Source organism: Tsukamurella ocularis (assembly GCF_965138335.1).
GTDB lineage: Bacteria > Actinomycetota > Actinomycetes > Mycobacteriales > Mycobacteriaceae > Tsukamurella > Tsukamurella ocularis_A.
This window is the reverse complement of record NZ_CBCSDV010000011.1, coordinates 109,714-122,557: the sequence shown is the minus strand read 5'-3', so window position 1 is coordinate 122,557 and position 12,844 is coordinate 109,714. Positions and strand designations below refer to the sequence as shown.

At 70.5% G+C, this 12,844-nt stretch carries 17 protein-coding genes and 1 pseudogene; 2 read left to right on the top strand and 16 right to left on the bottom strand.

What is annotated here, in order from left to right:
- Positions 1–115: 115 nt before the first annotated feature.
- Together ACNAYW_RS12335 and ACNAYW_RS12330 are read left to right on the top strand one after the other, a co-directional pair.
- Positions 116–241, top strand: a pseudogene (locus ACNAYW_RS12335) (DUF2510 domain-containing protein); the annotation flags it as partial.
- Positions 242–283: 42 nt separating this feature from the next.
- The gene (locus tag ACNAYW_RS12330; RefSeq protein ID WP_415850009.1) at positions 284–568 is read left to right on the top strand and encodes a DUF732 domain-containing protein; all 285 of its coding nucleotides are present in this window, start codon (positions 284–286) and stop codon (positions 566–568) included.
- Here ACNAYW_RS12330 and ACNAYW_RS12325 read toward each other — a convergent pair.
- The 16 genes from ACNAYW_RS12325 to ACNAYW_RS12250 form a co-directional block, all read right to left on the bottom strand.
- The gene (locus ACNAYW_RS12325) at positions 555–800 is read right to left on the bottom strand and encodes a hypothetical protein (RefSeq protein WP_415849991.1); all 246 of its coding nucleotides are present in this window, start codon (positions 798–800) and stop codon (positions 555–557) included. The genes ACNAYW_RS12330 and ACNAYW_RS12325 overlap by 14 nt on opposite strands.
- A gap of 182 nt (positions 801–982) precedes the next feature.
- A complete protein-coding gene (locus tag ACNAYW_RS12320; protein WP_415849990.1) occupies positions 983–1,432 on the bottom strand; it encodes a hypothetical protein in 450 nt (149 codons plus the stop codon).
- A 105-nt stretch (positions 1,433–1,537) separates the two neighbouring features.
- Complete coding sequence (locus tag ACNAYW_RS12315) at positions 1,538–2,476, bottom strand: hypothetical protein (protein ID WP_415849989.1); 939 nt, start codon at positions 2,474–2,476, stop codon at positions 1,538–1,540.
- A gap of 86 nt (positions 2,477–2,562) precedes the next feature.
- A complete protein-coding gene (locus ACNAYW_RS12310; RefSeq protein WP_415849988.1) occupies positions 2,563–3,027 on the bottom strand; it encodes a phage tail termination protein in 465 nt (154 codons plus the stop codon).
- Positions 3,024–3,332: a hypothetical protein gene (locus ACNAYW_RS12305; RefSeq protein ID WP_415849987.1), complete on the bottom strand. Its 309-nt coding sequence runs from the start codon at positions 3,330–3,332 to the stop codon at positions 3,024–3,026. The genes ACNAYW_RS12310 and ACNAYW_RS12305 overlap by 4 nt, the downstream gene beginning before the upstream one ends.
- A complete protein-coding gene (locus ACNAYW_RS12300; protein WP_415849986.1) occupies positions 3,332–3,679 on the bottom strand; it encodes a hypothetical protein in 348 nt (115 codons plus the stop codon). The genes ACNAYW_RS12305 and ACNAYW_RS12300 overlap by 1 nt, the downstream gene beginning before the upstream one ends.
- Complete coding sequence (locus ACNAYW_RS12295) at positions 3,676–4,068, bottom strand: hypothetical protein (RefSeq protein ID WP_415849985.1); 393 nt, start codon at positions 4,066–4,068, stop codon at positions 3,676–3,678. The genes ACNAYW_RS12300 and ACNAYW_RS12295 overlap by 4 nt, the downstream gene beginning before the upstream one ends.
- Before the next feature lie 13 nt (positions 4,069–4,081).
- A complete protein-coding gene (locus ACNAYW_RS12290; protein ID WP_415849984.1) occupies positions 4,082–4,534 on the bottom strand; it encodes a hypothetical protein in 453 nt (150 codons plus the stop codon).
- A 2-nt stretch (positions 4,535–4,536) separates the two neighbouring features.
- A complete protein-coding gene (locus tag ACNAYW_RS12285; protein WP_415849983.1) occupies positions 4,537–5,580 on the bottom strand; it encodes a major capsid protein in 1,044 nt (347 codons plus the stop codon).
- A gap of 14 nt (positions 5,581–5,594) precedes the next feature.
- The gene (locus ACNAYW_RS12280) at positions 5,595–5,972 is read right to left on the bottom strand and encodes a head decoration protein (protein WP_415849982.1); all 378 of its coding nucleotides are present in this window, start codon (positions 5,970–5,972) and stop codon (positions 5,595–5,597) included.
- Complete coding sequence (locus ACNAYW_RS12275) at positions 5,969–7,090, bottom strand: AAA family ATPase (protein ID WP_415849981.1); 1,122 nt, start codon at positions 7,088–7,090, stop codon at positions 5,969–5,971. The genes ACNAYW_RS12280 and ACNAYW_RS12275 overlap by 4 nt, the downstream gene beginning before the upstream one ends.
- 106 nt (positions 7,091–7,196) lie before the next feature.
- Positions 7,197–7,523 (bottom strand): hypothetical protein, encoded by a 327-nt coding sequence (locus ACNAYW_RS12270; RefSeq protein ID WP_415849980.1) that lies wholly within the window; start codon positions 7,521–7,523, stop codon positions 7,197–7,199.
- Positions 7,520–9,088, bottom strand: coding sequence for a CdiA C-terminal domain-containing protein (locus ACNAYW_RS12265; protein WP_415849979.1), 1,569 nt, complete (start codon positions 9,086–9,088; stop codon positions 7,520–7,522). The genes ACNAYW_RS12270 and ACNAYW_RS12265 overlap by 4 nt, the downstream gene beginning before the upstream one ends.
- Positions 9,066–10,520, bottom strand: coding sequence for a phage portal protein (locus ACNAYW_RS12260; protein ID WP_415849978.1), 1,455 nt, complete (start codon positions 10,518–10,520; stop codon positions 9,066–9,068). Before ACNAYW_RS12260 ends, ACNAYW_RS12265 begins: the two co-directional genes overlap by 23 nt.
- A gap of 8 nt (positions 10,521–10,528) precedes the next feature.
- Positions 10,529–12,148: a terminase gene (locus ACNAYW_RS12255; protein WP_415849977.1), complete on the bottom strand. Its 1,620-nt coding sequence runs from the start codon at positions 12,146–12,148 to the stop codon at positions 10,529–10,531.
- Positions 12,145–12,606 (bottom strand): phage terminase small subunit, encoded by a 462-nt coding sequence (locus tag ACNAYW_RS12250; protein ID WP_415849976.1) that lies wholly within the window; start codon positions 12,604–12,606, stop codon positions 12,145–12,147. The genes ACNAYW_RS12255 and ACNAYW_RS12250 overlap by 4 nt, the downstream gene beginning before the upstream one ends.
- Positions 12,607–12,844 lie beyond the last annotated feature (238 nt).

Here is a 12,844-nt window from a genome sequence, read left to right as displayed (position 1 = left end):
GCAGACGCGCAACGCAGCCCGAGCGCAGGTCGCACAGAACGCGGCCCAACTGGAACTGCAGCGGCAGCAGCTCACAGCCACCGACTACGGCAACACCGAGATGACCGCGCACCACATGTCGCAGCAGCCCGTGGCGCCCGCAGGACCTCCCCCTGGCTGGTACACCGACCCTGAGAACTCGGCCGGGCAGCGCTGGTGGGATGGGCAGCGGTGGACTAATCACCGCCAGCAGTCCGCCCCGCCGCAGTAGGCGACGGTGTTCAAGCGAGCGGCCTTGGCCGCGATGATCATCGCCACCGTGACCTCCGCGCCCGCGAGCGCATGGGGAGGCTACACCGCGCAGGAGCAGAAGTTCCTGGACACTCTCGAGACCCTCGGTTACCCCGCGGTGAGCCCCACGCAGCTGTCCCTGGATCTCGGCGCGTCGATCTGCAGGTCGCTGCGGGCTGGAAACTCTGAGCGCCAGGTCACGCGAACGCTACGCGAGGGAGGCTGGTCCCTCGAGAAGTCCGCAGCGTTCGTCGTTGCGGCGACCACGGATGGGTCGCTCTGCCCTAGCGGCCGATAGCGCGGGCCACCGAGGCGCGAAGCCGCGTCAGGCCCTGCCCGCGGTAGAGCTTCTCCACCGCGGGCACCGGGACGGCGACCGTGATGCCATTCGGCTCGGCGTGCGCGGTGACCGCGATGAGCCGCTCCACCGTCGCGATGAGCCGGGCCATGTCGTAGCGGTGCGGGTCGAAGTCGCGGAACGGCGGTGGCTCGTTCGTCGGTTTCGGCGGCCGGTACCCCGGGTGGAGCATGTCCGCGGCGAGCTCCTCGTCCTCCTGTAACGCAGAGAGGTACGAGGAGCCGACGGGGAACTCGTCGAGCAGGTCGAACAGGTCTCGCCAGTCCCGCTCGCCGCGGAGCCACTCGTTGAGGTCGAGGTGGTAGTGGCGGTGCAGGTCAGCGCGAATCTTCGCCCCGTATCCACCGATGGTGTCTACGAGGCGGGGGTACCCCCCGGCACATCGGCCGCACCCTTGCCGTTGAGGTGGTTGATCACGCTGTAGCCGAACCCGGCGAACAGGCGCGTGGCGTCATCGACGTCAGACGCGATCCGGTCGAACGCGGCAACCATGCGGTTCAGCGCGCCCTCACCGCCCATGATGACGACGATGGACACGAAGTCGCTGTTGCGGATCGCGCGGTCCAGCGCGGTGCGCTGCGCCAGCGTCGTCGGCGGGCTGAGCACGACGTCGGAGTCGATGCCGTCTTCGAGCTCCTCGGCCGTGACGATGTAGGGCTTGAGCTCGGGAACCGAGCCGTCCTCGCGGATCTTCTGCGCGCGGGCGCGGAACTCCGCGAACCTGGTCACGTTGTCCGCATTGCGCTGCTCGGCGGTACGGGGCGCGGCCTTCTTGGCCGGTGCCTTCTTGGCGGGTGCTGCCATGACAATTGCCTCCCTCGGCGATTCCCCCGGACATGGTGTGGTGCTGGGATGCCGGCCCGCGCCGCGCCGGGGGAGGAACTACGGCGCGGACCGACGATCAGGGGGCTACGCCGGGGCGATGGTCACCGTCGGCGAGGTGCCGCCGGTGAGGCCCGAGCCGGAAACGGTGGGCGTACCGGACACACCCGAGAGGGTGATCGTCCAAGGGCCGCCCGCCGAGCCGGTGACGAGCACGTTGCCCGTGCCCACGTTGGACAGGGCCTCGATCGCCGTGCGGACCGCCGTCGAGGTCGCGTTGTGAGCGATGCCCGCGGTGGTCTGGCCGCCGATGGTGTACGTCCAGGTGCCGCCCGTCGGCGCGCCGGTGATGGTCGCGACGTAGGCCGTGTCGGCGCCGAACCCGAGAGCCGCCGCGATCGAGGCGAAGCCAGGGCCGTCGATGCCGGCCTCGTACAGGTTGTCGCCGTCCTGCAGCAGCGTCAGCGTGGTCGGCGACTCCGACGCCGCGTCCATGGAGAGCGACTGGGCGCCGGGCTTGTCGAGACCCAACTTCGGGAAGTGCCACCACTGGTAGATCGGCTCGAGGGTCTCGTCGTTGATGTCCTCGGCGAGCAGGAAGATCGACCAGTAGCGGGGCATCGAGCCCGCGGTCTTCTTCCACCGCACGCCGCCGGTGGTCGTGGCCTCGAACGCGCCGGCCTGCAGGTTGCCGTTCATCTCCTTGACGATCCGGCGGACCTCCTGCGGCGTGAAGTCGAGTCCGAGACCCTCGGACTGGAGCAGCCGTCGCCGCGGCGCGCGGGAGCCGTACCCCATGATGTCGTTGTACTTCACGTCCGGGGTGATCTTCACCCCGGCCTTCTGCTCGATCTCGCCGCACGAGGCGTACGAGGCCAGCGAGTTGGCGACGATGCCGTTGGCGTCGAACAGCGGGTCCGGGGCGAGGGCGCCCTTGACGTAGGGCTTCGCGAGGATCGCGATGTCCTGTGCGACGAGGACGCCCAGGTTCTGTGCGTCCTTGTAGAGCTGGGTCTGCGTGGTCATGGATTCTCCTTCGAGGGGTTTCGCCCCCGCGGGGGCATGACGGAGTCCCGGGCCCGAGGTGGGTCCGGTGCTCGTTCAGGGGTGGGTCAGGCGGTGCGCCGCATCAGGGTGAGGCTCACGTAGTTCGAGACCGCACGGAAGTCGGGATCGAGTTCGGGGAGCTGCTGATCCGCGGCGTCGACCTCGAGGCGCGCCACCGCGGAGCGGGAGCCGTCTTCGCGGTCGACGATGCCGCCCTTGTTCCAGCGGCGGGTGAGCTCGTCGCCGAGGTAGGTGAGGATGTCCCACGACTCGGACCGGGTGCCGGTGCGCACCGTGAGGAGCACGTTGGCCTGGATCTTGCGGCCGTCGAGTTCGACGATGCCGGGGATCTTCCGGACCCGGGCCAGCGGGACGCCCTGCGCGATGAGCGTTTCGGAGTCGTCCGGCCACCAGGTGACCGCCCTCCCGACCGGCGTGCCGGCGTCGAGGAGGGGCTGCACCATGTCGAGGACGAGGGCCTCGACATCCGGTGTGCGGCGGACGTACCCGGCGGGCGGCTGCCACGTCATCGGAGCATCCCGAGGGTTACGAGCAGGTCGTGGTGCGCGGCCTGCACTCCGCCGTCGGCGCCGAACTCGTGCGCGAGGCCGTACGGGGCGCTGGTGCCGCCTACGGTGAGCGTTGCGACCGGGCGGCCGTTGCGGCCCCGGCTCATGCTCACCGTCGCCGACTCGGCGAGCTGGCCGGTACGGCGGGCGACGACGCTCTGGTAGATCGCCTTCGCCCGCTCCCCCGCGTCGCGGGTCATCGCCGTAGCTTCGGGGCCGCGGAGCCACTGCCCCATCCCCGCGTAGTCGTAGTTGAACTCGACCATCAGCTCACCCTTCTCGCGCGCCGGATGAAGTACCCAGGGTCGTAGCCGGTGGTCGGGTGGATGGACTTGTCCCACTCGGACTCGCCGTCGAGGTGCCAGCGGGAACCGTCGAGGAGGCGGGTGACGTTGTCGCCCTTGCGGATGTCCGCGGCCTTGGGGATGAACAGCGTCGCCACGGAGAGGTTCGTGTTCTCCCCGTCGGCGGGCCAGACCCCGCCGCTCGCGCCGAACGCGAACCCGACGCCGTCGATCTGGTGGTCGACCGGGCCGCCGGGGCGGTCGCCGAACCGGTCGCCGGTCGGCTTGCGTTCGACCTTGATCGACTCCCCGAACATCGCGCGGCTCATCGCGGGACCCGCCACGGCGCAACCTGCATGGTGCCGATGCGCGGGCGGCGGGTCAGCCGCACCGACGCGAGCTCCTCGTCGGTGAAGACGAGCTTCCCCGACGACGTCTCCTTCGACCCCGTCCGCTGGTCGGTGAACGGACCCATGACCGACATCCTCGAGGTGGTGCCGTCCGGGTTGCGGTACAGCTCGAGGACCTTGTCGGCGACGAGGCGGGTGGCCCGTGCCTTCCGGTCGGCGGTGATGTCGTCGCGGAGGAGCGAGGGGACGAGCCGGGTGAGTTCCGCCTCGACGTCGTCGATGCGCAGCTCGACCCAGTCGCGCCGGTCGGCGGGGATGGTTCCCTCATACCGGCCGGCGACGTCGTCGTACTCTGCGAACGTTCCCACTGCGCCCCTCCGATCAGACTGCGACGCCGGCCGCGATGCAGGCTTCGATGATGTCGCCGCGCTTCCAGTTGGCCTGCACGGTGATGCCGTTGGCGGTGGCGTACTCCTCCCACACCAGGCGGGACGCGGCGGGCCCGTCCTGCGGCGGCGGGGTGGTTCCGGGCGCCGACTTCGGAGCCTCGGTGGCCGGGAGCGCATCCTTGAGCTCGGTGAGCGTCGCGGATGCGGTATCGGCCGCCTTGTCGAGGTCCGCCTGCGCAGCAGCAACGTCGGCTTCCGCCGCAGCAGCGTTGGCCTGCGCCTCGACGACGGCGCGCTGCGCGTCCTGAACGTCGTCGACCGGATCATCCGCCCACGCGTAGGGGTTGGTGATCCGGTCGACGGCCCAGTCCGGCGGCACGGTGCCGGCCGGGAACTCATGCATCTGCCCCTCGTCGTCGACGAGGAACACCGTGAACGCCAGCACGATCAGGCGATGACGGTCGCGACGGACAGCTTGCGCGCGTCGGAGAGGACCGGCATGCCGACCGCATCGACGAACGTGAACTCGCGGTAGGGCGGGCCCACCTTCTCCACCACGCCGACGATGCCCGAGGCATCGCCGAAGGTGAAGTCGGCCTTGGCGGACTTCACCAGCTCGAGCGCGGTGGCGCTGATCCCGTAGACCATGTAGCCGAGGCTGGACAGGTCGGCGGGGAGCAGGATCGCCTTGTTCTCGGGGATCACGCGGGTGACGACGCCGTCGACGTCGAGCGCGGTGTCGTAGGTCGTCACCGTGGGCAGGCCCTCGCCAGCGAGGAACGAGTTGACCTCGTTCATGCTGATGAGGGTGCGGCCCTGCGTCGAGCCGTAGATCGCGTCGATGACCTCCTTGTTCCTCCGGAGAGTCTGTCCGACCTTGCGGGAGGTGAGGAGGGTGGCCGCGGCGCCGTTGCCGTTCGTGGTGCGGACCTGCTGCCAGGCGTCGAGGTCGGTGAGCGGCTTCGCGTTCACCGTGTCCGACCACAGGGCCGCCGGGGCGGTGACCTGGTTGGCCGGGACGCCGTAGTCGGCCTCCGAGGTCAGGCCGCCCTCGTTGATGGTCAGCTTGCCGTCGGTGAGGACGTCACCCCAGGCGAGCTCGACGCGGTTCTGCATCGTGTTCACGAGGCGCTCGGCGTCGTTGTAGATCGCGGCGATCACCGCGGGCGACGCGGCGTCGGTCTGGCCGAGCTTGGCGATCTCCTCCTGGATCCGCTCGTACTCGCCCTTGTTCAGCGAGTCGGAGAACGGGGCCAGCTCGACGTACTTGCCCGAGCCGGCGTCGCGGCCGGACACGTGGATCGTGCCGTCGAACGACCGGTACCGCGCGGTGCGGTTCGTGCGGGTGAGCTCGGCGAAGTCGATCTTGTTCGAGTTCACGTTGCGGGTGGCGAACATGGCCGAGAGCGCGTTGTCCGCGGGCAGCGGGACGGTGCGCATGAACGTGGTCAGGTTGTCCGGGGTGACCGGACCGTCGTAGACGATTGCCATGGTGGTCTACCTCCTTAGACGAAGTGGATCAGGGGCAGCGCGGACTGCGCCGTCGCGGTCAGGGTCTTGGGCAGCTTCGCCAGCTGGACGAGGCCGTGCACGAAGATCGCGCCGCCCGCCTTGGTGATCGGCTGGCCCTCGCGGCTCACGGCGCGCACGGAGCTGAACAGCAGCCCGTCCGCCTCGTCGACCGGGGCGGGCCCGTACAGGCCGCCCACGAGCTTCACGACGGGGGTGCCCGACGGGATGTAGCCCTTCGGGTAGTCCGCCGGGGCGAACTTGGTGATGTCCAGCGTCACACCAGGAGTCATGTCGACGCCGTGCGTGCCGATCAGCCACGCGCGGTCCTCCACCTGGTACGAGCTGGAATGAACCGAGATGTCGGTGGTCATGCCTTCTCCTTCTTGATGTAGCCGCGGCGCTCCGCCTCGGCCAGTGCGAGTTCCCGCCCGTTCTTCGCGGGCGGGCGGTCACCGTTCTGCCCCCAGTCGTGCCGCTGATCCGACGACGACGTACCGAACATGGCGGTGAGGTGCTGCTGCACCTTCGCCTCGTCGATGTCGCCGGCCTCGTTGGCGAACGCTGCGGGGTTCGCGGTGGCGAGAAACGATGTGAGCCGATCCCCGGTCAGCCCGCCCCCGGCGGCGATCGCCTTGAGCTGCTGAGCCTGGTACTTCGGTCGCCACTCAGCGTCGGCGGCGGCCCGTGCGTCGGCCTGGGCCTGGGCGGCAGCGTCCGCGGCGGCGCGCTGCTGCTCCGAGAGCCGCTCCCGCTCGAGCTCCGCGATCCGGTTCTGCATGGTCGTGACGTCCTCGGGCGTAACGCCCTTGAACCCCTCGAGCCGTGTCTCGGCCTGCCGGTTGTGGAACTTGAAGTAGTTCGCGCGCTCGGCGTCGGTCATGTCCGCGATCGGGGTGTTCGGGGGGAAGCCGCGGTCGGTCTGCGTAGCGCCGCCGCCCTGCTGCTGTCCCCCGCCCTGCACGCCTGCACCGGCGCCGTGGTCGGTGCCCTGCTGGCCGCCGAGAGCCGGATTCTGCTGAATGGTCATGTCGTCGTTTCTCTCTCCCATATCGGGGGTGGAGCCCATAGCGGGCCGACCGTCCGAGCTGCTGCTCGAGGCGGAAGTCTGTGAGCCGTACCAGCGGTCGATCGCGTCGATCGCGCCGGCGGGCCGGTCGGAGCTCGCGGCGCGCTCGCGCACCGTCTCGCGTCCGGGGTCGATGGTGATCACGTCCCAGCCGTCCGCCGCGTACTCCGCGAGGTGCTCCGCGGTCGGCTGCGTGTGGATCAGCCAGGTCGTGACCGGATGGTGCAGCGCTGCGGCTTCGCGGATGGCGGCCTCGCGCGCTGCGATCGCCACGGCGCGCACGTGCTGCGGATAGTCGTGAACGGACGACGGTGTGCCAGTGCGCAGCGCCGTCGCGATCGAGTCGAGGTCGATGACGACGTCCTCGGCGGCGGCGTGCTCGCGCACGTACGTGCTCTTGCCGGCGGCGGGCGGCCCGCACACCACGCGAACCCTGGTGTTCTCGGCGATGACGGCACCTCCGAACCGGGGTACACGAAGACCCCCGGAGCCTCAGTGGCTCAACGGGGGTCTCTCTGCGGTGGGCGCCCTACGCGGCGTTGCGGACGCGGCTGCGGAGCACGACGTCCTCGGGATGGTCGTCGCTGGTATCCAGAAGCGTGACGTCCCAGGAAGTGCGCGCGACGAGGGCGTCGTAGACCTGCCAGGCCAGCGCGGCGGTGTCGGAGCGGACCTCCGCGTAAACGACGGCGCGGTCGTAGCCGAGCCGGGCGACCCGTACGAGGCCACCGGGAGGGGTCAGCTTCGGGTTTCCGCGCTCGTCGGCCGATACCTCGATGCCGAGGGCGGCGGCCACCTCGTCGGCGACAGCCTCGGGGGTGACGCCGCCTGCGGAGACGTGTACGTCGAGGATCATGCCGGCGCCTCCTTCCCGAAGATGTTCGACCGGATCGGTCCTGTGCCGCCCTCCTGCTTGATGAGCCACACCTGCTGTAGGTCATCGTAGCGCCGCAGCAGGTCTTGGACCAGGGCCGATCCGTCCTCCCATGTCATCGGGGAGCGACTGAGGTCGAGGACGACGTTGCCGCCCTGCAGGTCGATCTTGCTGGTCACGCGCTTGTCGATGGTGTTCTTCGACCCGGATGTCGGCGACTTGAAGTCCCACTTGGCGCCGCCAATCAGCACGTCCGCGGTGTCCTTCGAATCATCGGCAGTCGAACGGAAGGTGACGTCGTGGCCGAGCTGTGCGATGCGGTCCGCGGTGTCGAGCTCGTGCTGCTTGACGTTGCGAACCAGCGAGCGGTCGACCTTGCCGCGCTTCGGCTTGTCCGGCTCGTCGTCTGCGCCGCTCGCCGACGGTGTGACCGGCGGATCCGCAGGCGGCTTCCCTCCCCCGCCCCCGCTGGACGCGGTGGGCCGGTCAGGCTTCGACGAAGCACCCTTCGCCTCAGCGTCTTCGCCGGTCTTCTTCGGGGTGAGGACCGCACCGAGCTCGCCGTGCTCGTCGACCTGGTACCGGGTGCGCTTGAGCTTCGCCGCGCTCGTCCCGCCCGCCTCGCCGTACAGGGCACCCAGGTCGACGGCGTTGAGGTGCTTGCCGGGATCGAAGTCCTTGGTGACCGCGGTGACGGTGCACCAGCACTCCGGGGCGTGAATCGGCTTGAGCGTCCCGATCCGGTAGAGCTTCTGTGACGCCGCGACGCACAGCCCGCACGACCCGCCCTTGGACCGCTCGGGGTGGATCACCCGCCGGTAGCCGATGATCCGCGGGTCGCGCTCGGCGGCGGCCGCGAGGGCCTCGTGCTCGGCGAGGCGCTGCGCGAGCATCAGGTTCGTCCCGACGATGTCGTCGAGGCGCCGCGCACCGTCCTCGCGGGCGGTGGCCTCGTCGACCCCGGCGGCCATCTCGGCGCGCACCGTCCGGGCCGGCCGGTTCAGCACGGCCCGGGTCGTCATGTCCGAGGACGCGATCCGCACCCGCGGGCGCTCGTCAGCCGGCTCGGCACCGGGCACCGTCGGCGGCTGCTCGTACTGCACGGTCACCGCCCGCGGCGCGACCTCGACGGCGCCCCTCGAGATCAGCACGGGGCCGCGGACGTCAATCGGATCCGTCGGCACCGTGACGGTGCGGATGTTCATCGCGGCGAGGTGGGCGTCCTGCGCGGCCGCCGCGGCGCGGGCGGTCGCGGTCTGCGCGGCGCCGAGGATCCGGGCCCCGCGCTCGGTGAACGCCTGCACCTCGTGGCCGTTCCACACGTCGAGCCGCGCGAAGTCCTCGCGCAGGATCCGCCGCACCTGCTCGGCGGCGGCGGCGCGCACCGCGGCCATGCCGTCGGTGACCTGCCCGACGAGCGCCGCGAGACCGTCCGCGACGGTGCCGGTGGCCGCGCGGGCCGCGCTCTGCGCCTGCGCGGCGCCGTACAGCGCGGCGGCGGCCGCCAGGGCTGCCTGGTAGTCGTCAGGCGGTGGCGGGCTGGTCATCCGCCGGCACCGGCTGCTGCTGGTCGCTCACGGCCGCCGGGGCGGGCTGCTGCGGCGTAGCCGGCGCAGCGCCGACCAGGCCGAGCATCTTCTCGGCGAGGAGCTGCTGCGCGTTCTCGGCGACCTCGACCGGCGTCATGCCCCATATCTGCCGCAGCTGCGTCTCGCGGGAGAGGATGTTGGCGGTCTGCGCGGTCGCCGAGCCCTTCTCGGCCAGCGAGTTCGACTCGACCGGCTCCCACAGCAGCCGCAGCGCGTCGCCGCGCTCGGCCTCGCCTGCCATGGCGAACGCGATCCGGAACATCAGGCGCAGGCCCGGGGTGAGGCGGGCGCGGCGGTCGCGGATCTTGTGCGTCAGCGACTCGCGCATGAGCGCAGCACCTTCGGCGGAGCCGCTCGCGGCGTCCGGCGTGATCAGGTGCAGCGGCGTCGAGGTGACGGCGGCGAACTCCTTCACGTCGTCGCGCTTGGCGGTGATGATCGGGGACAGGTCGGCCTGGTTCGACTCCCAGAACTCGGCGCCCGCCGGCGCGAACCACAGGGCGCCCGGGTCGGCGCGGAAGATCTCGTTGAGCATCTCCGGGGTGAACGCGGCGTCGTCCTCGTCGTCGGGCATGTCGAAGGTGACGGCGCGCTGCCGGAACGACTGGTACCAGGTGAGCACCATCCGCTGCAGGGTGGTGTCGTTGATCCGGTCGAGCAGGTCGAGGTGCGGCTCGTACTCGCCGAGCCCGTTCGCGTTGAGGAACTGCACGACGGGGATGCCACCGAGGGCATCGGGGACCTGCGACGCCTCGGCCTTCCCGTCCGGCTCCCAGCCCTTGGTGCCGCGGCGCAGCGGGTACACCTTGCCGGGCAGGAACAGGCGCGCCGTCTCGACCTCGTCGATCGGGTCCCACGACTTGATCAGCGCCACCTGCAGGCGGCTCGGGTCGCGCTGGTCGGGGATGCCGACGCAGCGGCGCGGGTCGATCGCGTGCACCGTCGGCGTCGGCCCGGGTACGACGAGGCCGTAGCCGTCGCCCATCGCGAAGGTGTACCCGAACAGCTGCTTGAGGACGCCGGGCAGGTTCGACTCGTCGATGATCTTGCGGGCCAGGTCGTCGCCGTCGGCGTCCTTGTCGAGGCTGGTGGCGACGCCCGCGATGCCCATCCGGTCGAGCATCGCGTTCACGCACATCGGCGCGTAGTTCGACCGGGCCTTGCGCATGACGTCGCGGAAGATGTCGGTGTACTCGTCGGCGACCTTCGGCAGCGGCGGATCGCCGACCATGTACGACCACAGAGTGTCGAGGCGCTCGTGGCGGCCCGCGATCGAGTCGGAGTCCATCGGGCGGGTCTTCTTGTCCTGCCACGGGACGGCCACCGGGGCGGTGAACCGCTTCTCGAGCTTCTCCACCCACCAGAGCGGGTCAGACCGGTCAACCGCCATCGGTCACCTCACCTCACTCTCATCGGGGCGCGCTTGGTGCGCTTCGGGATTGAGCCGAGCTCGTCCATCCGGGCCTGCCAGGACAGGATCGCGGCCATGCAGGCGTCGAACTTGCGGTCGGGGTGCTGCTTGCCGAGGATCCACACGCGCTCGCCGTGCTCGTCGCGCATCGACGGCAGGAACCGCTTGCCGGCGTTGCCGATGTGCCGCTCGAGGTCAGGGTCGCCGTCGTGGGAGACCTTCCCCGAGGCGATCGCGTCGGCGAACCCGCCGATCGCCTTGACCATCGGGCCGCGGCGGTTCGTCCACCACTCCTCGACCTTGTCCGGCCACTTCACCGACCACTCGCCGACCGTCGAGTTCCAGTGCGGCGGATCGCAGTACACCTTCTGCACGCGGAATCGGCGGAACAGGTCGGCCAGGGTGTCGGTGACCTCCTGGTCGTCGACCTCCCAGTGGTCCGCGTCGAGGGGCCGCTCCCACAGGCCGCCGAGCTGCTGAAAGCCGGTCTTGATGTCGGTGACCACGAACGCGGTCGAGTCCTGCATCCGCGCACCGTCGAAGCCGATGGTGACGCGCGCCTTGTCGGGGATCCGCTCCCCGTCGAGGCCCAGGACGTTCCAGCGCTTCACGTCGAATGCCTGCGCCTCCTGCGCGGTCCACCTGTTCAGCCACACCCGCTCGAGGTAGGTCTTGTCGACCTTCGGCCGGTCCCACTGCGCGGCGATCCGCTCAAGATCGGACCACTCGGCGACATCCGGGCCGGACGCCTCGCGCACTGCCTCGACGCGCTGCTCGAGGTTCGTCAGGTCGTAGCCGTCGGACGCCTGCCTGTGGAAGTAGAACAGCGTCGGCGCGGACACCTCGCCGCGGGAGATCGCCTCCGCCTCGAAGTATTCGTCCTCGGCGACCGAGTTCTGCCCGGGCTCGCCCGCGGTGGTCGTCGACAGCGTCCACGGGTCCTCGTCGGGCCGCTTCGGCAGGTTCGCGTTCATCGTGGTCACCGCGGCGCGGTGCGACGGCAGGTGCAGGCGGTGCGTCTCGTCGAAGCCTTGGAACGTGGTGCGCGCACCGTCGCGCGCGTTCGGCGCGCCGGCGATCGGCACGGCCTTCCCGTCGGCCTCCCCGTCGATGCCGACGCGGATGATCCGGTCGAGGCCGATGTCGAACAGCTCGGGGTCCATGCCCTCTGCGCAGATGACCATCAGCGCGCCGAAGGCGAGTTCGGCGACCTGCTCCTGCGTGTTCGCCAGGAGCGGGATGTACGGGTCCCGCACGGGCCGCCCCTGCAGCAGCTCGCCACCGGGGGTGAAGCCGGCGAAGCGGACCGGCGCCTCGGGGTGAAGCTCGGAGAACGCGACCCAGGCCATGAACTCGGTCTTCGCCGAGCCCTTGCGCACCGAGTACCCGGCGCGGTCGAACCGGCGGCGGCCGGCGCGCGGGTGGCCCTTCGGGAACACCTCGTAGGCGCGGTACAGGATCAGCCGTTGGTCGGCGGACAGCTTCGCGGGCTGCCCCTTGAGTGAGCCGGGCCCGTAGACGGCGCGCTCCTCGATGAAGTCGGCGACTTGGTCACCCAGGGTGGGGAACGGTTCCTCGTCGAACGGGGGAACCACGAGCAGGGTCACGACACCGCGTGCATCCCGACGCGCGGGTCGGGGCGGCTGGACTTCGGGCGGGTGGTCTTCGCGGCGCGCCGCTGCTCCCCGCGGTCCTGCGCCTCGTCGGCCCGCTCGATCTCCCACTGCAGCGACCGGCGCGCGAGCGGCGTGAGGCCGCACTCGCGGAGCAGATGCCGGACCTCGGTCGCGGAGGTGACGCGGGAGGCCGCCGAGGTGTTCTCGGCCCACACCTGCTGCATCAGCTTGGCGGCGAGGAACAGCGCGTGCACGTCGGCGTCACACCACTCGGGGGCCATCGGGGAGGACCAGATGTCGGCCCACCACATCTCGACGGCCTCGTGCCACTCGGTGTGCGCCGGCAGACCGGGGACGACGATGTCGGGCGCCGCCCGCAGGATCGCGCGGGTGCTGGTCTTGTTGCGGCGTGCGCGGGTCGACGCGGGCTTCGGTGCTGGACCGGACATCAGCGGACCTCCCTCGCACGCCTGAGCGAACTGCTCGATTCACTCGAATCTACAGTGCCGCAACATGATTCATGACCAACGAGCATGTTCGAACACCCCTCGCGACCGCTCGTGGTTGACACCCTCGCTGCGCGGGTGTAGGCCCGCCCCGACGACCCTTCCAACCCGTACAGGCCGGATTCCGCAGTACGTTGCGGCTGCGGCTGGCTGCCGGGGGGCGGGGTGGTGCCCCTGGGGG

What these genes read in the sequence shown, in the direction of transcription:
- ACNAYW_RS12330 (WP_415850009.1), top strand. Translation starts at nt 284, where the DNA reads ATGATCATCGCCACCGTGACCTCCGCGCCCGCGAGCGCATGGGGAGGC.
- ACNAYW_RS12325 (WP_415849991.1), bottom strand. Translation starts at nt 800, where the DNA reads ATGCTCCACCCGGGGTACCGGCCGCCGAAACCGACGAACGAGCCACCG.
- ACNAYW_RS12320 (WP_415849990.1), bottom strand. Translation starts at nt 1,432, where the DNA reads ATGGCAGCACCCGCCAAGAAGGCACCGGCCAAGAAGGCCGCGCCCCGT.
- ACNAYW_RS12315 (WP_415849989.1), bottom strand. Translation starts at nt 2,476, where the DNA reads ATGACCACGCAGACCCAGCTCTACAAGGACGCACAGAACCTGGGCGTC.
- ACNAYW_RS12310 (WP_415849988.1), bottom strand. Translation starts at nt 3,027, where the DNA reads ATGACGTGGCAGCCGCCCGCCGGGTACGTCCGCCGCACACCGGATGTC.
- ACNAYW_RS12305 (WP_415849987.1), bottom strand. Translation starts at nt 3,332, where the DNA reads ATGGTCGAGTTCAACTACGACTACGCGGGGATGGGGCAGTGGCTCCGC.
- ACNAYW_RS12300 (WP_415849986.1), bottom strand. Translation starts at nt 3,679, where the DNA reads ATGAGCCGCGCGATGTTCGGGGAGTCGATCAAGGTCGAACGCAAGCCG.
- ACNAYW_RS12285 (WP_415849983.1), bottom strand. Translation starts at nt 5,580, where the DNA reads ATGGCAATCGTCTACGACGGTCCGGTCACCCCGGACAACCTGACCACG.
- ACNAYW_RS12280 (WP_415849982.1), bottom strand. Translation starts at nt 5,972, where the DNA reads ATGACCACCGACATCTCGGTTCATTCCAGCTCGTACCAGGTGGAGGAC.
- ACNAYW_RS12270 (WP_415849980.1), bottom strand. Translation starts at nt 7,523, where the DNA reads ATGATCCTCGACGTACACGTCTCCGCAGGCGGCGTCACCCCCGAGGCT.
- ACNAYW_RS12265 (WP_415849979.1), bottom strand. Translation starts at nt 9,088, where the DNA reads ATGACCAGCCCGCCACCGCCTGACGACTACCAGGCAGCCCTGGCGGCC.
- ACNAYW_RS12260 (WP_415849978.1), bottom strand. Translation starts at nt 10,520, where the DNA reads ATGGCGGTTGACCGGTCTGACCCGCTCTGGTGGGTGGAGAAGCTCGAG.
- ACNAYW_RS12250 (WP_415849976.1), bottom strand. Translation starts at nt 12,606, where the DNA reads ATGTCCGGTCCAGCACCGAAGCCCGCGTCGACCCGCGCACGCCGCAAC.